We start from the raw sequence: 17,287 nt of genomic DNA on the forward strand, positions 1-17,287 counted from the left end.
ATAACTTTACTTTACATTATATACGGATAGGAGTTAAAATGATTATTGTAACCGGCGGAGCCGGATTTATTGGAAGCGCAATTGTTTGGAAATTGAACGATATGGGAATTGATGATATTATTATTGTTGATCATCTTGGTGAAAGTGAAAAATGGAAAAATTTAGTGGGTTTAAAATATTTGGACATTTTTCATAAAGATGAATTTTTAGAATTAATAACCGAAAATTCGTTTGAAAATATTGATACAATTTTTCATTTGGGTGCTTGCTCTTCAACTACAGAAAAAGACGCGGATTATTTGCTGTATAATAATTTTAAGTACACAAAAACATTAGCCGAATATTCATTAGAAAATAATGTAAAATTTATATACGCATCCAGTGCGGCCACTTACGGCAATGGCGAAAACGGTTATGATGATGATGAAGAAAAATTAGAAATTCTTAAACCGCTGAACATGTATGGATATTCCAAACACATGTTTGATCTTTGGGCAAAGAAACTTAAAATCGACGATAAAATTGTTGGTATAAAATACTTTAATGTTTTTGGTCCGAACGAATATCACAAAGGCGATATGAGAAGCATTGTTCATAAAGCGTTTGGACAAATAAAAGAAACAGGAAAAGTAAATTTGTTTAAGTCATATTTGCCAAATTATGAAGACGGAAAACAAATGCGTGATTTTATATATATAAAAGACGCGGTAGAAATGACTATTCATTTTTATTTAAATAAAGACAAAAATGGTTTATTCAATGTAGGAACCGGAAAAACAAGAACTTGGGTTGATTTAGTTGGTTCTATTTTTAAAGCAATGAATATTAAAACAAATATTGAGTTTATAGAAATGCCGGAAATTTTAAGAGGGAAGTATCAATATTTTACAGAAGCGAAAATTGATAAAATAAGAAATGCCGGTTATAACAAAGAAATAATTTCCATGGAAAATTCAATTGACGATTATGTTAAAGAATATTTGATCAAGGAAAGACACTTAACAAATTAAAAATTGTAAAGTTGAATAGATCTAAAGCTTACTTGTATCATTTTAATTTTATTTTTTGATTTATATTTTTTCATTTTTCAATTCAATTAAAACTTATGAAACTTGCGACTCTTTGTTATGTAATGAATGATAATAAAACACTTATGCTTTATAGAAATAAAAAAGAAAATGATTATCATGAAGGGAAATGGAACGGACTTGGCGGAAAATTTGAACAAGGTGAAGCACCGGAAGAATGCGCGATTCGTGAAGTATTTGAAGAATCGGGATTAAAAGTAAAAGATCCGGTTTTAAAAGGTCACATTACTTTTCCAATGTTTGATGGAAAAGATGATTGGTACGTTTGGCTTTATGTTTTTAACGACTTTGAAGGAAATTTAATTGATTCTCCCGAAGGCAGGCTGGAGTGGATACCAAATGAAAAACTAAATGAGCTGAATTTATGGGAAGGTGATAAAATATTTATTCCCTGGCTTTTCAATGATAAAATTTTCAGCGCAAAATTCAATTACGAAAATGGAAAATATATAGATTATTCAGTAATATTTTATTAGAAAATTCCTTCTAAAAATGTCATAATATTTTTATTAATTTCATCCGGCTGTTCAAGCGGCGTCATATGTCCTGAGTTTTTAATTTCTGCAAACTTTGCGTCTTTAATTTCATCAGCAATAATTTTCATTACATTTGGCGGTGTTAGTTTATCAAATTCTCCGCAAATTACCAAAGTTGGCAGACTAATATTCTTTAGCGTTGAAGTTGTATCTGTTCTGCTTAACATTGCAATCAGACTTCCTTTTACGCCGATTGAGTTGCTTTTTCTGGATTTATTCAATACAGTATTGTAAAGATTTGGATTGTTCTTGATAGTATCTTCCCAGAAGCAAGTCGGAACAAAGCCATCGACAAAAGCAATTACGCCTTCTTTATTAATCTTTGCGATTCCGTTTTGTCTTTTAATTTTTCCTTCGTTATTATCGCTTTCAGATCTTGTATCCATTAAGATTACCGCTGAAAATTTTGACTGATCAATTTCCAATGCCCGAAAAGTAATGTATCCGCCCATTGAAAGTCCGCAAATAATTGGCTTATCCAATTTCAATTCATCTACTATTGAAAACAAATCATCAACAAAAGAGTCCATTGTAAATTGTCCGTTACCGGCGGGACTATTTCCCAAACCGCGAATATCATATCTTACGCAATAAAATTTATCTTTTAGAAAATTTACCTGTTCATCCCACATTGTATGGTCATAAGGAAAGCCGTGCAAAAAAATAATTGATTTATTCTTATTGTCGCCTTCCAAAAAAACTCGTAGATCATTGATAATAATTTCCATATCAGCCTCAAATATTTTATTCAAATATAACATTCTTTTATTTCCTTTGAATACATAATTAATGAAAATTATGTACTTGATTTTAACAAGATAAATAAGTATGATATTCATCATAGTAACATTTTATTATCTAAAATAAACGGGAGGATAAAATGGTTTACGAAAGTTTAATTGCGATAGTTGAAAGTCATTTAAATGATCTTACAAAAACTTGGGTACAGGAAGTAAAGAAATCCGAATATTTAAGTTCGTATCAAAAATTAGAAGAGAAGGAACTTTATTTAAGAGGATATGTTCTTTTTAATAATTTGTTAAATTGGCTTTTAAAAGGCGCATCAAATGATGACGCCGCTGTTTACTTTAAGAAAATTGGCGAAGATAGAATAAACGAAGGCGCGCCTTTAACAGAAGTTTATTACGCTTTGCATCTGGAGAAAAAAGTTTTATGGAGTTACGTAGCTTGGAAGGATGAAGTTGCAGGAATTCTTAAAGCTTATGACGCCATTGAGTTTATGACCGTTATAAATAATTATTTTGATCTGGGTAATTTTTATATTATTAAAGGATATAATGAAAATCTTTACATTAAATTAGCCGATTCAAATAAATTTGAAAAAGATGAATTAGAGCAGATGTTTGTTAGCGGTGCTTTATACCAAGAAAGTATAAAAACAGTAAAAGAAAAAATGTATAGTGAAGCATTAAGCATTGGAATAATAAGATAGATAAAAATTTTTTTGGGGAGGTAAAATGTTGGCAAGAAATTTATCCAAAATTGTTGATGACCAAATTGAAGAACTTAAACGAGAATGGCTGACAGAAGTTAGAAATTCTGAATATTTAAAAACCTACAAAACCTTTAATGATAAGGAAACAACAAAAAGAGGTGAAGCAGTTTTTTCCTATTTAAGCGAATGGCTGAAAGACGGTGCAACCAATAAAAGTGCTGAAGACTATTTTGAGAATGTCGGAGCTTCACGATTTAGAGAACGGTTTCCTTTAACTGAAGTACATTACGCGGTTTATTTACTAAAGAAAATATTTTGGAGTAGAATTGATTGGCGCGATAAAGTAACGGGTGCTTTTGAAACTTCTAACGCCACAAAAATTATGAGCGTGTTTAATGATTATTTCGATCTCGCGAATTTCTCAATTACAAAAGGATATTTTAACGAACTTTTAAACAGTATAAATGATGATAAATCAATTTCAAAAGAAGATTTGAAAAGTTTGCTCACAAAAGGAAAACTCGACGCTGAAAAACTTGAGGACGACGAATTTATTTGGCGTCACGTATAAATATTAAGAAATACTTCAAAATTTAATTCCGGCTTTAAGTCGGAATTTTTTTATTCAAGTAAAACTATGAATCACGAGATAACCGCGATTTTATTATCCGGCGGAAAAAGTTCAAGAATTGGTGAGGACAAAGCACTTCTGAAAATAACAGATGTTCCAATTATTGAAGATATTTACAATCTGCTTAAAAGAATTTTTAATAAAATAATTTTGATAACTAATGATCCGCTGAATTATAATTTTTTGAATGTAGAAATTCATGAAGATATTTACCGCGGATTCGGACCTTTATCTGGAATTCATTCCGGTTTAGTAAATTCTGATACTGAAAATAATTTTATAATTTCTTGCGATATGCCGTTCGTAACTTCTGATTTAATAAATTTTCTGATTAGGCAAATTTCTGAAGAAGATATTTTAATTCCAAAATCAAATAAAAACATTCATTCGCTTTGCGCCGTATATAAAAAAAACTGCCTGCCAAAAATTGAAGAATTACTTAAGCAAGTACCAATAAATTATAATGAAACCGGAAAAACAAAGATCAAACTTTTTGATCTAATTAATTCTGTTAACACGAGATTTATTGAAATATCCAAGCAATCATTTTTTAATGAAGATATTGTTTTTAATATGAATACTATTGAAGATTTCAAATTTGCCTTAAATAAATTTAAAAAATTATGATAAAAATTTATGTTGAATACTGTTTTAGAATATGATAAAAATCAGAGGATAATTTTCTAATTAAATTGAGATCGGAATTTGAACTTAAAGTTAGATCATAAAACATTAGAAAAATATGTTTTAGTAATTTTCGGAAGCTTATTGATTGTTTTTGTTATTTATTATTTTGTCTTTAAGATCAATTGGGTAAAATTATACCAAGATCAATCATCCGCAAAAAATATAACCGCAATTTCAGAAAGTTGTGTTCAATGCCATGGTGAAGTTAAAGGATTTTCAAAATATCACAATCCGCAAAAGATAGGCTGCAGTTCTTGTCACTTAGGAAATACAAAGGATAAATTAAAAGATCTTGCACACGCCGGAATGATTAGAATCCCCGGCAATTTAGAAAACGCAAAATTAACATGCGGAAAAACAAATTGTCATCCCGGAATTTCCGAAAGAGTTGATTCTTCACTTATGTCTACAATGTCCGGAATTATAAGCGTAAATAAATTCGCGTTTGACGAATTAAAAGAACCTTCCGGAAAATTCAATATCGAAAAAATTGGGAATTCAGCTTCCGAATCTCACTTACGTAATTTATGCGCTTCGTGTCATCTTGGAAATGAAAAAAAAGAATATGGAATAATAACGGAATTATCACGCGGCGGCGGATGCAACGCTTGTCATTTAAATTATTCTATAGAAGCTGAACATGAATTGGAAACTTACAAATTAATGCGGGAGCAAAAACGAGATTCAGCATTAATAAAATTTCATCCTTCGCTTACAATTAATGTTACAAACGATCATTGTTTCGGATGCCACAGCCGTTCGGGCAGAATATCAACAAATTATGAAGGATGGCATGAAACGGGATTTATTGATAAAAAAATTGTTGATAATATTAATTTTAGATTACTTGACGACGGCAGAATATTTCAAAAGAAAATTCCGGATGTTCATTATAACGCGGGGTTGGTTTGTGTCGATTGTCATATTTCGTATGAAGTTATGGGAAACGGAAAATCATTTGAACATAAAGAAGAACAAATATTAATAAGCTGTGAAGATTGCCATAGTGAAAATTTTTCCGCGATGAAATTAAGTGAGTTCGATTTTGAATCAAAAAAAATAGCCGAAGTAAATGGAATAAATGACGATGAAAGAGATTTTATTAAGGTAAATAAATCTCAAACACCTTTAATAAATACTGAGGTTAGAAATAATCATAGTGCAAAATTAAATGGAAAACGGACAAAAAAAGTCTACGATTTAAAACCGCCGAAATTTGAGTGCAATAATTCAAAAGCTCATAGATCATTATCGTGCAATAGCTGTCATACCGCATGGGTTCCGCAATGCATTGGCTGTCATACCGCATTTGAAACGGGAATTCAAGGGTTTGATCTGTTGGATAATAAAATGATAAATTCCTCTTGGGTTGAATATAACGGAGAATATTTTTCAGAATTGCCCACATTGGGAATAAAGGAAACGAAGGAAAACGAAAAAACTGAAAGAAGTGTTGATACATTTGTTCCGGGTATGATAATGACTTTAGATAAATCAAAATTTAACAAAGAAAATAAAGGAATAATATTTAAAAGATTTTTTGCCCCATCTGTCGCGCATACAATAAGAAAAGAAAGCAGAAGTTGTGAATCATGTCATAATAATTCATTGGCGCTTGGCTACGGAAGGGGAAAACTGGAATTTATAATTCACAAAAATATTGGAAAATGGATTTTCAAACCGAATTTTAAATTAGTCGAATTTGACAATTTACCCGAAGATGCCTGGATTGGATTTTTAAGATCCGGAGATAAAAATTTTAGTACAAGAAAGAATATTCGTCCTTTTTCCATTGATGAGCAAAAGAAAATATTAACGGTCGGCGCATGTTTAGCATGCCATAGATCAGATTCTAAAATTATGACGGAATCATTATCAAATTTTGAGAATCAGCTTAAAAAGTTATCTTCAAATTGCGTACTTCCAAGCTGGTAGAAATTTCATTAATCCCGAATAAACTTTATAGCCTAAAATAAAAAATCTACAATATCCTTTTATTCCCTAAAGTAATTATGAAATATCTAAAATTCCCACAAATAAGAAGAGTTTTGAAAAATTATTTGTTTTATAGCATAAAATAATAAAAATAATTGGCAGACTATTTGATGGAAGTATTTCCAATATTTTAGTTTATAAATTAAAATTGGAAATTTACTTTTTATGAAAAAAATTATTGGTTCGTTAGGAGTTTTGGTTTTGATAATAATTGTTGCAATTGGAACGCTTACCACTAAAAGCAGCGAGGAAACAGTATTAGATAAACTAAAAACCAAATATTCGGAAAAACATATTGCCTCAGTTGATCATTCAAAGTTTTCCGGTTTGCAGAAAAAATTTAATTCTCCGAGAGAAGTTACTGCTGAATGTATTTCATGCCACAACAAACGTCACGAAGAAGTTATGCATTCTAATCACTGGAACTGGGAAAGAGAAGAATTTATTGAAGGACGAGGAATTGTTTCAATTGGTAAAAAGAATGTAATGAACAATTTTTGCATAGGAACTCAGGGAAATGTTAAAAGCTGCGCGAAATGTCACATTGGATACGGAATGGATGAAAACGGTAAATCATTTACCGACGCAAATAATATTGATTGTTTAGTTTGCCATGATAATACCGAAACATATGCAAAAGCCCAAAACAAAGGCGGAGCGCCCGTAGAAACATTGGATTTTAATAAAATCGCACAGAATGTGGGCAAACCCAAAAGAACAAATTGCGGTGTGTGTCATTTTTTTGGCGGCGGCGGAGACAATGTTAAACATGGGGACTTGAGCAGCGATATGTTCGAACCAAGCGGGGAAATTGATATTCATATGAATACCGCGGAAATGGACTTGCAATGCGTTGACTGTCATACAACCAAACAGCATACAATCGGCGGAAAAATGTATTCACTTTCGTCAATGAATCATAATAGAATTTTCTGTGAAGACTGTCATACTTCAACACCTCATGAAAATGAAATATTAAATGAGCATACGTTAAAGGTTGCTTGTCAAACTTGTCATATTCCGGTTTACGCAAAAGGTAAGTCAACCAAAATGACATGGGATTGGTCGACTGCGGGTAAATTGAAAAACGGCGAACCTTACGAAGAAGACGATAGTTTAGGAAACCATACTTATCTTTCAATCAAAGGAAGCTTTACATGGAATGATCACGTAAAACCGGAGTATCAATGGTTTAACGGAACTGCATCACATTATTTGGAAGGAGATAAAATTGAAGATACAACAAAATCTTTGGTAATGAATGAGCTTCACGGATCTTACTCCGATCCTGAATCTAAAATAATTCCTGTAAAAGTACATAGAGCAATTCAGCCTTATGATCCAATAAATAAAATTTTAATACAGCCGAAACTATATGCCGATCAAAAAGGAGAAGGAGCATTTTGGCAGGATTTCGATTGGAAAACTTCAAGTGCTGAAGGAATGAAAGATGCCGATCTGCCTTTCAGCGGAAAAGTTTCTTTCATTAAAACTGAAATGAACTGGCCCGTTAACCATCAAGTGTCTTCGGCGGAGAATTCAGTAAAATGCGCGGAATGTCATACAAGAGAAAACGGAAGATTGGCAAATTTAAATGATTTTTATATTCCGGGCAGAGACTACTCAAAAGTAGTGGACACAATCGGCAAATGGACAATTCTATTGTCTTTACTTGGAATAGCAATCCATGGTTCTTTAAGAATTTATGCTGAAAAAAAATTAAATAATGGAGTTAAAAAAAATGACTAAAAAAGTTTATGTATATAAATCCTTTGAAAGATTTTGGCATTGGGTACAGTCGATTTTAATTATTTTTCTCGGCTTTACAGGTTTTGAGATTCACGGTTCTTATGAGTTTTTTGGATTTGAACAAGCAGTTAAATATCACAATATTGCCGCTTATTTATTTATTGTATTAATAGTTTTTGCAATTTTCTGGCATTTTACAACCGGAGAATGGAGGCAGTATATTCCTACTTATAAAAACATTATCGCTCAAGTTCAATTCTATCTTTTTGGAATATTTAAAAACGCTCCGCACCCGACAAAAAAAACTGTTCTTAGTAAATTAAATCCAATGCAGAAATTAACTTATTTTGGTTTAAAAATTTTAGTAATCCCGCTTTCAGTTACATCAGGACTTCTTTATATGCTTTATCGTTATCCTCAACGACATGAAATAAGATTTTTAAATATTGAATCTTTGGAGATAATTGCGGTAGTTCATACCATAGCGGCATTATTTCTTGTTTCATTTTTAATTGTACATCTTTATTTAATTACAACAGGTGAAAAAATTACAACTAACTTGAAAGCAATGCTAACAGGATATGAGGAATTGGAACATGAAGATGCAGAAATAATAAATTTAAAGGAGACAAAGTAATGCAGAAAAAATATATGAATCCTTATTTAGCCGGATTTTTATTGGGACTTCTTTTAGTTGCAACTATTTATATTACCGGCAGAGGATTAGGCGCGAGCGGCGCGGTTAAAAGTGTAACGGTTCAGCTTGTGGAATCAGCTGTTCCTCAGCATGCCGAAAATACAAAATTCTACAAAGAATATTCATCCGAACATACCGGTAGTCCGCTAAAATCATGGCTGGTTTTTGAAGTTATTGGAGTTTTAATTGGCGCATTTATTTCCGGTTTAGTTTCAGAAAGGTTGAATTTAACTCTTGAACACGGTCCGAGAATAAATTCCAAAATTAGAATTTTCGGCGCAATTACGGGCGGATTATTATTTGGATTTGGTGCTCAGTTAGGAAGAGGTTGTACAAGCGGAGCGGCGTTAAGCGGAATGGCAGTTCTTTCAACCGGAGGAATTTTAACTATGGTTGCTATTTTCGGCGGCGCATATTTGTTCGCGTATTTTTTTAGAAAATTTTGGATATAAGGAGAATTTAAAATGGGTCCTTTAGTTCCCGATGTAATCAGTAATGATCTGAATTATTTAGTTGCCTTAGTTATTGGAGTTGCTTTTGGAGCAATTCTTGAACAAGCCGGATTTTCAACTTCAAAGAAATTAGTCGGTTTGTTTTATGGATATGATTTTACTGTTCTCAGAGTTTTTTTTACAGCCGGATTAGTAGCAATGTTCGGAATTATTATGTTGGATCACTGGGGATATTTGGATGTAAATTTAATTTATATAAATCCAACATTTGTCGGTGCCGCAATTGTTGGCGGATTGATAATGGGATTAGGATTTGTGATCGGCGGATTTTGTCCAGGAACATCAGTTTGTGCGGCGGCAATTGGTAAAATAGACGCAATGTATTTTATATTCGGCTCGGTAATTGGAATTTTAATCTTTGCAGAAGGATATCCACTTTGGGAAGATTTTTATAAAGCATATAATTATGGCGGAGTTAGAATTTTTGATACATTTGGAATTTCGCAATCATTATTTGCTTTTATCCTTACTTCAATTGCTTTAATTGCTTTTTGGTTTACTTCAATAATTGAAAATAAAGTAAATGGTATTAATAAACCCTCACTTAGATTTACGCCTTATTATTTAGGCTTGACAGCTGTTGGAATTTTTATTGCAATTTCGGCATTTATGTTTCCATCCAAAAAAGACGGATTAATTGAGCAAGTAAAGAATGTTGAGTTTGTAAATTCTTATTCAATTAAAGAAATTACATCCGATGAATTGGCATATAGAATTATGGAGGGTGACAAAAAGCTGCAGATATTTGATTTTAGGGCTTCCGAAGAATATACTAAACAAAGTCTGCCTAATTCTATATTATTTTCAATTGATAATTTTTTTGAAAAAGAACCAAATAGACTTTTAAGTTTATCAAACCGTACAAATGTTTTTATAGCTGATGATGAATTAACCGAAAGAAAAATTGCTGTTATCGCAAAAGAACTTGGTTACAATAATATTAAAATTCTTACCGGCGGATTTAATTCATTTAAAAATCTTATTTTGAATTATGATAAAACTGTAGTCCCTAAAAATAAAGTTGAAAAAACGACTTTTGCCTTTAGAGAAAAAGCATCAATTAAAATTCCGGAAATAATTAAAAATAATAAACCCAAAGGCGGTGTTGAGAAAAAACTAAAACGCGCTGTCGGCGGTTGCTAAATTTAATCAACCTCAATATTAAAAATTGAGGTTGATTGTATTCTCATTTTCAATTCTAAAATCCAATCAAATTCGGATATCAAATATTAGTTTTCCCAAAATTCGTAACAGGATAATTTATCCTTTCCAAATTTTAAGAGAAATAATGCCTGAGAATAAAAAAATTTTAAAAAATTGTGAATATTTTTAAATGGCAAGAAAGTTGATATTCATAACTATCAACTTTTAAAGAATTTTATGGAAACTGTGATAGACAAGAAAACTCCCGTTTATCCGATCAGAACAGCCGCTCAAATTCTTGGAATTTCCGTTCATACTCTCCGAATGTACGAAAAAGAAGGTTTAATAATTCCACATAAATCAGAAGGTAATCAAAGAGTTTATTCCGAAGACGATCTGGAAAGATTAAGATGTATTAGGCGCGCAATAAATGAATCAAAAATAAGTATAAACGGAATAAAAACAATTTACTCTTTAATACCATGCTGGGAAGTAGCAAAATGCGGAGAAGATGACAGAAAATCCTGCAACGCGTTTAAAAGCCATGAACAGCCTTGCTGGACTTTTGATCATCCGAATACAATGTGCGAAAACCATAATTGCAGGGAATGTGAGGTTTACTCAGAATATTCGCAATGCGGCGCAATAAAAGATTTAATAAAAAAAATATCGGGATTATAATTTATGAATTCATTATCAAGAAGAAGATTTCTGAAAATTACAAGCGCGACTTTTGGAGCGGCCGTAGCAGTTACTTCTTTGAGTGAAGTAGTGAAAGGTGCCGAAAAAGTTGAAGGAAAAACAGGTAAAAAGGCGAAAGGAATTCAAAAAATTCCCACTTATTGTGATCTGTGTTTTTGGAAATGCGGCGCAGTTGCTTATGTGAATGATGGAGAATTATGGAAGATAGAAGGAAATCCAGAGGATCCTTTAAGCAAAGGCAGATTGTGCCCAAGAGGAACCGGTGGAATTGGAGCATATTCGGATTCCGACAGATTAAAAGCTCCATTAATACGAAAAGGTAAGCGAGGAAATGAAGAATTTGTTCAAGTAACATGGGAAGAAGCATTTGATTATATAGCCGAAAAAATGAAAAAAATTAAAATTGATTACGGCCCGGAATCGATGGTGCTGTTTAGTCATGGAATCGGCGGAAATTTTTTACAGCATTTGATTACCGCTTATGGAAGTCCGAATATTACCGCTCCTTCATTTGCGCAATGCCGCGGACCCAGAGAAGTAGGTTTTGAATTAACATTCGGCGATGTTGTCGGTTCACCAGAAAGAACCGATATTCAAAATTCAAGATGTTTAGTTTTAATTGGCTCTCATCTTGGCGAAAATATGCACAATACACAAGTCCAGGAATTTGCGGAAGCAGTGGAAAAAGGGGCAACAATAATAACTGTCGATCCGAGATTTTCTATCGCGGCTAGTAAATCAAAATATTACCTGCCAATTAAACCGGGCACGGATATAGCATTACTGCTGTCGTGGATGAACGTAATTGTATCTGAGAATTTATATGATAAAGAGTTTGTTGAAAAATACGGTTTTGGTTTTGAACAATTTAAAAACGAAATATCACAATATACGCCTGAATGGGCATATATTGAAACTACGATTGATCCGGAATTAATTAGAAAAACCGCTTATGAAATGGCAAATAATAAGCCTGCCACTTTAATTCATCCTGGAAGACATACAACCTGGTACGGCGATGATACGCAAAGAAGTCGTGCCATTGCTTTACTTAATGCTCTGATGGGAAATTGGGGAAAACAAGGAGGATTTTATATTCCGCACAGTTTTGCAATTCCAAAATATCCTTATCCGGCTTACCCTAATTCACAAAAAGAAGCTGCGGATAACCCAAATCATAAATATCCGTTTGCGGAAGGTGAAAAAAGTTCTAGCGGCATGCGCGACGCAACTTTAACTTCCATTCCTTACCCAATCAGAGGCTGGTTAGTATATGCTACGAACTTACTTCAAGCTTTGCCGAATAAACAAGAGACAATTGACGCGATACAAAAATTGGATTTGTTGGTTGTCGTGGATGTAGTGCCGAGTGAAATTGCTGGATATGCCGATGTAGTTTTACCGGAATCTGTTTATTTGGAAAGATATGATGATCTTAATACTTCTTCATGCAAAGAAGGTTTTGTAGGAATACGTCAGCCGGTAATTGATTCACCCAACGATCAAAAGCCAAATTGGTGGATTGCCAAACAGCTTGCAAATAAACTGGGATTAGGTAATTATTTCCCTTGGAAAAATGTTGAAGAATACTTGGATACAAGATTAAAAAGCGCCGGATTAAGTCTTGCAGAATTAAAACAAAAAGGTGTAATTAAAGGTCCTAAGCAGCCCATTTATTATGGAGAAAATGATATACCCGAATTTTTTACTCAATCCGGTAAAGTTGAATTTTATTCGCTTGCATTGCAAGAAGCGGGATTCGATCCGGTTCCCAAATATGTAAAACCAGAGGAACCTCCGGCAGGATATTACCGACTTTTATTCGGCAGAGCTCCGGTTCATACTTTCAGCAAAACTATTTCAAACAAATTTTTATCAAATCTGATGGAAGAAAATGAACTGTGGCTTAACTGCGATATTGCAAAAAGATTTGGAATAAATAACGGAGATTATGTTAAACTAAAAAACCAAGATGGAATTGTAAGCAATAAAATAAAAGTGAAATCTACAGAACGGATAAGAACAGACTGCGTATATATGGTTCACGGCTTTGGACAGCAGTCGAAAATGTACAGGCAAACTTTTAACAAAGGGGCAAGCGATACACAGCTTGTTACAAATTATAAAGTTGATCCTTTAATGGGAGGAACCGGTATGAATGTAAATTTTGTAACAATTGAACCGGAGGCATAAATGTCAAGATTTGGAATGGCGATAGATACTAAAAAATGTGTTGGATGCCAGGATTGTGTAATCGCATGCCAAACTGAAAATAAAGTACCCAATGGATTTTGCAGAGATTGGATAAAAACGGAAGCTCAAGGAAAATTCCCGACAATTCAATTAGAAATTAGATCTGAAAGATGTAATCATTGTTCAGATGCGCCTTGTGTTTCCTGCTGTCCAACAGGCGCAAGCCACTATCATGATATCGGCGGTGTTGTTCTTGTAAATCATAATGAATGTATTGGCTGTAAGGCTTGTATATCATCATGTCCATATGACGCGCGATACGTTCATCCCGATGGATATGTTGATAAATGTACATTCTGTATTCATAGAGTTGAGGATGGACTCAATCCCGCATGCGTATCTGTTTGTCCCACACATTGTATGCATTTCGGCGATTTGGATGATCCGAGCAGTCATATAAATCAATTACTTCAATCAAGAAAATATCATTCTTTAATTCCGGAAGCCGGAACAAGACCAAACATATTCTATTTGACTTAGGAGCATACGATGAACGAAATTACAACAACAAGACATAATCATTTGATTGATCCAACATTATCTGTTTGGGGATGGGAAATACCGGTTTATTTATTTTTAGGCGGAATGGTTGCCGGCATGATGCTGATCTCGGGATACTTTTTATTTAAAGGCAGACAAACTGAAAAAAATTGTTCATGTTTTTATTTGCCTTACATCAGTCTGATATTGTTAAGCATAGGTATGTTTGCATTATTTTTGGATTTAGAGCATAAATTTTACGTATGGAGATTATACACAACTTTTCAAATTACTTCCGCAATGTCGTGGGGGTCATGGATTCTGGTTTTAGTTTATCCCATTTTATTGATTAACGCTATACTAAAGCCTCCAAAATTTCTTGAGGATAAATTTCCACAAATTGTAAATTGGAAAAAATATTTGCATGATAGACCAATTCTATTAAAAAACTTAGGAATTGTCACAATGTTTTTTGGCGCGGGAATTGGCTTGTATACAGGAGTTCTGTTAAGTTCACTTGGAGCAAGACCATTATGGAGTTCATCAATTCTTTGGTTATTATTTTTGATCTCAGGACTTTCCAGCGCCGCTGCATTTGTCCATGTGATCGCGAAAGATGTTTTTGAACGCGAATTACTCGCAAAGGCAGATAATGCATTTTTAATAATAGAACTTTTTGTAATCGCACTTTTTATCATTGGTTTGAAAACTGCTACCGAAGTTCAAGCTAATGCGGCGGATTTATTGTTAAGCGGACAATTTGCGTCAAGTTTTTGGGTATTTGTAATTGGAATTGGAATTGTTATTCCATTGATAATTCAGCTTCTTGCCGTAAATCATAAAGTAAAACATACCGCGCTCGCGCCTTTAATGGTAATAATTGGGGGACTAATTTTGCGTTTCATTATCGTTGCCGCCGGTCAATACAGTCATTGGTTTAATGCAAATTTTCACTAATGGAGAAAATAAATTATGAATGGTATAACTGAAAAAATTTCGCACATATTTGAACATGGTGAACATGCTCATATTGATGCGAAAGAAAAACCTTTTTCAAATCCATATTTTGTTGGGATTGGATTAGGTTTGGTTTTACTCGCGGCTTTCGTAATAATGGGAAGAGGATTAGGTGCCTCCGGAGCTTTATCTACAGCCGTGGCAGTTAGTGTAAGCAAAATTGCGCCGGAACACGCTGCAAAAAATAGTTTTTATAATGAATATTTGGGCGATGAAAATACAAATCCGCTTAAAGATTGGCTTATCTTTCAAGTTATTGGCGTATTATTCGGCGGATTTATTTCAGGTACACTTGCGCACAGAGTAAAAAAAGGTATTGAAAAAGGTCCGAGAATTTCAACAAAAATGCGATTGGTCTATGCATTTATTGGCGGAGGATTACTTGGATGGGGAGCTAAATTAGCTAGAGGCTGTATGAGCGGACAAGCGCTAAGCGGAGGAGCAGTATTAAACTTAGGCAGCTGGATTTTTATGATGATGGTATTTGTCGGCGGATATGCAGCAGCTTATTTTTTTAGGAGACAATGGATATGAACACACCATTTTTTAAGTTCGATTACTTTGGAACAGACGTCAGTTTAATTATTGCTTTTGTTATTGGAATTGCATTTGGATTTGCTTTGGAACGCGGAGGTTTTGGAAGAGCGACAATTTTAGCGGCTCAATTCTATTTTACAAATATGCGTGTACTAAAAGTAATGTTCACCGCAATTGTTACCGCAATGCTCGGAGTTTTCTTTTTATCCGTCATCGGATTTTTAGATTTGTCGCTTATTTATTTAACTCCAACTAATGTGCTGCCGGATTTAGTTGGAGGATTAGTTGCGGGAGTTGGATTTGTAATAGGCGGATATTGTCCAGGAACATCTGTTGTAGCGTTTGCTACCGGTAAGATTGACGCATTGGTTTACCTGCTTGGAATGTTATTCGGGATTTTTGTTTTTGGCGAAATGTTTCCAATGTTAGAAAAATTCTTTAATTCAACGGATATGGGCAGTATAACATTACCGCAATATTTTAAAATTCCTTATGGAGTTGTTGTTTTTCTAGTTGTACTAATGGCTGTTGCCGCGTTTGCCGCTGCCGAATGGGGTGAAAGAAAAATGGCAAATAAATCAGTGGGGAAATAATTATGAAAAAGTTTTTCTCAAATTTTAGTCCGGAAAAGAAGCTGGCGATGTTTGCAATTCTGCTTGGAATCATTGCGCTTTTTTCTGGTGATCCTTATGGAAAAAATACGTTAAAAATTAATGCTAAGGAATTATCTCTCATCTCATCCGATGATATTGGAAAAATTAAGGTTGAAAATTTGGCAGATGATATAATAAAATCTGAAGCGGATTTTAGACTGATTGACTTAAGAAAACCTGAAGAATTTGCTAAATATAATATTCCAAATTCTGAAAATATTCAAGTTGATGATATATTGAAATCTGATTTACAGCGAAACGAAAAAATAATTCTTTATTCGGATAACGACGTTGAAGCAACACAGGCTTGGTTTTTGCTAAAGTCAAATGATTATAAAGGCGTAAACATAATTTTAGGCGGAATTAACAGTTGGAAAGATAATGTGTTATTTCCAAAGTGCGACTGTGGTGAAAACCCAACAGACGAACAAAAGCACAAACATGATAAATTGGCGGAAGTAAGTAAATACTATGGCGGAAGTATGCAGACGACCGAAACGGTACAATCAGTCGTTAAAAACGAAATGCCAAAATTATCAACGCAAAGCGGAATAACGTTAAAGAAAACATCCGGAAAGAAAAAAAGAGAAGGTTGTTAAGAATTATATTCTCCCACTATGTGGGAGAATTTTTTATTCATCGTTTAATTTTTGCTTATTGAGTTCACTCCATTTTTCCAAAGCATTGATAAGCTCACTCATAATTACGCTTACGAATTTTTGCTTTTCTATATCAAAGTTGCTTAAAATATTCTGATGAAGTTCAATATGTTTTTTTGTAAGCAAGCCAATAAACTTTTTACTTTCCGGAGTTAAATCAACAAGATGATTTCGTTTATCGGAATTGTCAATTCTTCTAATTATATACTTTTTTTCTTCCAAACTTGTTAGAATATGAGTAACCCTTCCTGCGCTAATTTCCAATTCTTCTATCATTTCCTTAATAGATACAGTAGATTTTTTGGCAAACATTCTTAAACACTTTAACTCTGTTGGAGTCAAATTAAATAATGCCGCAAAACTGCTTTCTTTCTTATTGCATGCTCTTGAAAGCCGGCATGTTAATTCCGACATTTCAACTGCTTGAGATTTTGTTATGTTCATTTTGTTCACTATTTTTTATTTTACGTGCTAAAGTAAAATAATCTTATA

At 33.3% G+C, this 17,287-nt stretch carries 19 protein-coding genes; 17 read left to right on the forward strand and 2 right to left on the reverse strand.

Annotation, left to right across the window (positions count from 1 at the left end):
- Window positions 1-38 precede the first annotated feature (38 nt).
- Both rfaD and IPK06_15550 read left to right on the forward strand, forming a co-directional pair.
- Complete coding sequence (gene rfaD / locus IPK06_15545) at window positions 39-1,010, forward strand: ADP-glyceromanno-heptose 6-epimerase (GenBank protein MBK7981388.1); 972 nt, start codon at window positions 39-41, stop codon at window positions 1,008-1,010.
- 95 nt (window positions 1,011-1,105) lie between these two features.
- The gene (locus IPK06_15550; GenBank protein ID MBK7981389.1) at window positions 1,106-1,564 is read left to right on the forward strand and encodes an 8-oxo-dGTP diphosphatase; all 459 of its coding nucleotides are present in this window, start codon (window positions 1,106-1,108) and stop codon (window positions 1,562-1,564) included.
- On the opposite strand, the gene IPK06_15555 is transcribed toward IPK06_15550, so the two are convergent.
- Window positions 1,561-2,352 carry an alpha/beta fold hydrolase gene (locus IPK06_15555; protein ID MBK7981390.1) on the reverse strand — a complete coding sequence of 264 codons (792 nt, stop codon included), beginning with the start codon at window positions 2,350-2,352 and terminating at the stop codon, window positions 1,561-1,563. The two genes, IPK06_15550 and IPK06_15555, sit on opposite strands and share 4 nt — an antisense overlap.
- A 152-nt stretch (window positions 2,353-2,504) precedes the next feature.
- Here IPK06_15555 and IPK06_15560 point away from each other — a divergent pair, with 152 nt between their 5' ends.
- The 15 genes from IPK06_15560 to IPK06_15630 all read left to right on the forward strand — a co-directional run bounded on the left by IPK06_15560 (window position 2,505) and on the right by IPK06_15630 (window position 16,735).
- On the forward strand, window positions 2,505-3,077 hold the full coding sequence (locus tag IPK06_15560; GenBank protein MBK7981391.1) for a hypothetical protein: 573 nt from the start codon (window positions 2,505-2,507) through the stop codon (window positions 3,075-3,077).
- A gap of 25 nt (window positions 3,078-3,102) precedes the next feature.
- Entirely contained in the window at window positions 3,103-3,651 is a 549-nt protein-coding gene (locus IPK06_15565; GenBank protein ID MBK7981392.1) for an RsbRD N-terminal domain-containing protein, read from the forward strand.
- A 66-nt stretch (window positions 3,652-3,717) separates the two neighbouring features.
- On the forward strand, window positions 3,718-4,338 hold the full coding sequence (locus IPK06_15570; protein MBK7981393.1) for a molybdenum cofactor guanylyltransferase: 621 nt from the start codon (window positions 3,718-3,720) through the stop codon (window positions 4,336-4,338).
- 78 nt (window positions 4,339-4,416) lie between these two features.
- Window positions 4,417-6,333: a hypothetical protein gene (locus IPK06_15575; protein MBK7981394.1), complete on the forward strand. Its 1,917-nt coding sequence runs from the start codon at window positions 4,417-4,419 to the stop codon at window positions 6,331-6,333.
- 225 nt (window positions 6,334-6,558) lie between these two features.
- Window positions 6,559-8,142 (forward strand): tetrathionate reductase family octaheme c-type cytochrome, encoded by a 1,584-nt coding sequence (locus IPK06_15580; GenBank protein ID MBK7981395.1) that lies wholly within the window; start codon window positions 6,559-6,561, stop codon window positions 8,140-8,142.
- Window positions 8,135-8,779, forward strand: a complete 645-nt coding sequence (locus IPK06_15585) for a cytochrome b/b6 domain-containing protein (GenBank protein MBK7981396.1) — start codon at window positions 8,135-8,137, stop codon at window positions 8,777-8,779. The genes IPK06_15580 and IPK06_15585 overlap by 8 nt, the downstream gene beginning before the upstream one ends.
- Window positions 8,779-9,291, forward strand: a complete 513-nt coding sequence (locus IPK06_15590; GenBank protein MBK7981397.1) for a YeeE/YedE family protein — start codon at window positions 8,779-8,781, stop codon at window positions 9,289-9,291. Before IPK06_15585 ends, IPK06_15590 begins: the two co-directional genes overlap by 1 nt.
- Before the next feature lie 12 nt (window positions 9,292-9,303).
- The gene (locus tag IPK06_15595; protein MBK7981398.1) at window positions 9,304-10,494 is read left to right on the forward strand and encodes a YeeE/YedE family protein; all 1,191 of its coding nucleotides are present in this window, start codon (window positions 9,304-9,306) and stop codon (window positions 10,492-10,494) included.
- Between the two features lie 237 nt (window positions 10,495-10,731).
- Window positions 10,732-11,175 carry a MerR family transcriptional regulator gene (locus IPK06_15600; GenBank protein ID MBK7981399.1) on the forward strand — a complete coding sequence of 148 codons (444 nt, stop codon included), beginning with the start codon at window positions 10,732-10,734 and terminating at the stop codon, window positions 11,173-11,175.
- A gap of 3 nt (window positions 11,176-11,178) precedes the next feature.
- On the forward strand, window positions 11,179-13,389 hold the full coding sequence (locus IPK06_15605; protein MBK7981400.1) for a molybdopterin-dependent oxidoreductase: 2,211 nt from the start codon (window positions 11,179-11,181) through the stop codon (window positions 13,387-13,389).
- A complete protein-coding gene (locus tag IPK06_15610; GenBank protein ID MBK7981401.1) occupies window positions 13,390-13,929 on the forward strand; it encodes a 4Fe-4S dicluster domain-containing protein in 540 nt (179 codons plus the stop codon).
- Window positions 13,930-13,938: 9 nt separating this feature from the next.
- The gene (nrfD, locus tag IPK06_15615) at window positions 13,939-14,886 is read left to right on the forward strand and encodes a polysulfide reductase NrfD (protein MBK7981402.1); all 948 of its coding nucleotides are present in this window, start codon (window positions 13,939-13,941) and stop codon (window positions 14,884-14,886) included.
- Between the two features lie 15 nt (window positions 14,887-14,901).
- Window positions 14,902-15,480 (forward strand): YeeE/YedE family protein, encoded by a 579-nt coding sequence (locus IPK06_15620; protein MBK7981403.1) that lies wholly within the window; start codon window positions 14,902-14,904, stop codon window positions 15,478-15,480.
- Entirely contained in the window at window positions 15,477-16,076 is a 600-nt protein-coding gene (locus tag IPK06_15625; protein MBK7981404.1) for a YeeE/YedE family protein, read from the forward strand. The genes IPK06_15620 and IPK06_15625 overlap by 4 nt, the downstream gene beginning before the upstream one ends.
- 2 nt (window positions 16,077-16,078) lie before the next feature.
- The gene (locus IPK06_15630) at window positions 16,079-16,735 is read left to right on the forward strand and encodes a rhodanese-like domain-containing protein (protein MBK7981405.1); all 657 of its coding nucleotides are present in this window, start codon (window positions 16,079-16,081) and stop codon (window positions 16,733-16,735) included.
- Between the two features lie 33 nt (window positions 16,736-16,768).
- Here the strand turns inward: IPK06_15630 and IPK06_15635 are convergent, their stop codons facing one another.
- Window positions 16,769-17,239, reverse strand: coding sequence for a MarR family transcriptional regulator (locus IPK06_15635; GenBank protein MBK7981406.1), 471 nt, complete (start codon window positions 17,237-17,239; stop codon window positions 16,769-16,771).
- Window positions 17,240-17,287 lie beyond the last annotated feature (48 nt).

The organism is Ignavibacteriota bacterium, from assembly GCA_016713565.1.
Taxonomy (GTDB): domain Bacteria; phylum Bacteroidota; class Ignavibacteria; order Ignavibacteriales; family Melioribacteraceae.

Bases quoted from the DNA above. Each gene is read 5' to 3' on its own strand.
- IPK06_15570 (MBK7981393.1), top strand. From the start codon at position 3,718: ATGAATCACGAGATAACCGCGATTTTATTATCCGGCGGAAAAAGTTCA.
- IPK06_15555 (MBK7981390.1), bottom strand. From the start codon at position 2,352: ATGGAAATTATTATCAATGATCTACGAGTTTTTTTGGAAGGCGACAAT.
- rfaD (MBK7981388.1), top strand. From the start codon at position 39: ATGATTATTGTAACCGGCGGAGCCGGATTTATTGGAAGCGCAATTGTT.
- IPK06_15635 (MBK7981406.1), bottom strand. From the start codon at position 17,239: ATGAACATAACAAAATCTCAAGCAGTTGAAATGTCGGAATTAACATGC.
- IPK06_15620 (MBK7981403.1), top strand. From the start codon at position 14,902: ATGAATGGTATAACTGAAAAAATTTCGCACATATTTGAACATGGTGAA.
- IPK06_15590 (MBK7981397.1), top strand. From the start codon at position 8,779: ATGCAGAAAAAATATATGAATCCTTATTTAGCCGGATTTTTATTGGGA.
- IPK06_15630 (MBK7981405.1), top strand. From the start codon at position 16,079: ATGAAAAAGTTTTTCTCAAATTTTAGTCCGGAAAAGAAGCTGGCGATG.
- IPK06_15595 (MBK7981398.1), top strand. From the start codon at position 9,304: ATGGGTCCTTTAGTTCCCGATGTAATCAGTAATGATCTGAATTATTTA.
- IPK06_15610 (MBK7981401.1), top strand. From the start codon at position 13,390: ATGTCAAGATTTGGAATGGCGATAGATACTAAAAAATGTGTTGGATGC.
- IPK06_15560 (MBK7981391.1), top strand. From the start codon at position 2,505: ATGGTTTACGAAAGTTTAATTGCGATAGTTGAAAGTCATTTAAATGAT.
- IPK06_15550 (MBK7981389.1), top strand. From the start codon at position 1,106: ATGAAACTTGCGACTCTTTGTTATGTAATGAATGATAATAAAACACTT.
- IPK06_15580 (MBK7981395.1), top strand. From the start codon at position 6,559: ATGAAAAAAATTATTGGTTCGTTAGGAGTTTTGGTTTTGATAATAATT.
- IPK06_15625 (MBK7981404.1), top strand. From the start codon at position 15,477: ATGAACACACCATTTTTTAAGTTCGATTACTTTGGAACAGACGTCAGT.
- IPK06_15565 (MBK7981392.1), top strand. From the start codon at position 3,103: ATGTTGGCAAGAAATTTATCCAAAATTGTTGATGACCAAATTGAAGAA.
- IPK06_15600 (MBK7981399.1), top strand. From the start codon at position 10,732: ATGGAAACTGTGATAGACAAGAAAACTCCCGTTTATCCGATCAGAACA.
- IPK06_15605 (MBK7981400.1), top strand. From the start codon at position 11,179: ATGAATTCATTATCAAGAAGAAGATTTCTGAAAATTACAAGCGCGACT.
- nrfD (MBK7981402.1), top strand. From the start codon at position 13,939: ATGAACGAAATTACAACAACAAGACATAATCATTTGATTGATCCAACA.
- IPK06_15585 (MBK7981396.1), top strand. From the start codon at position 8,135: ATGACTAAAAAAGTTTATGTATATAAATCCTTTGAAAGATTTTGGCAT.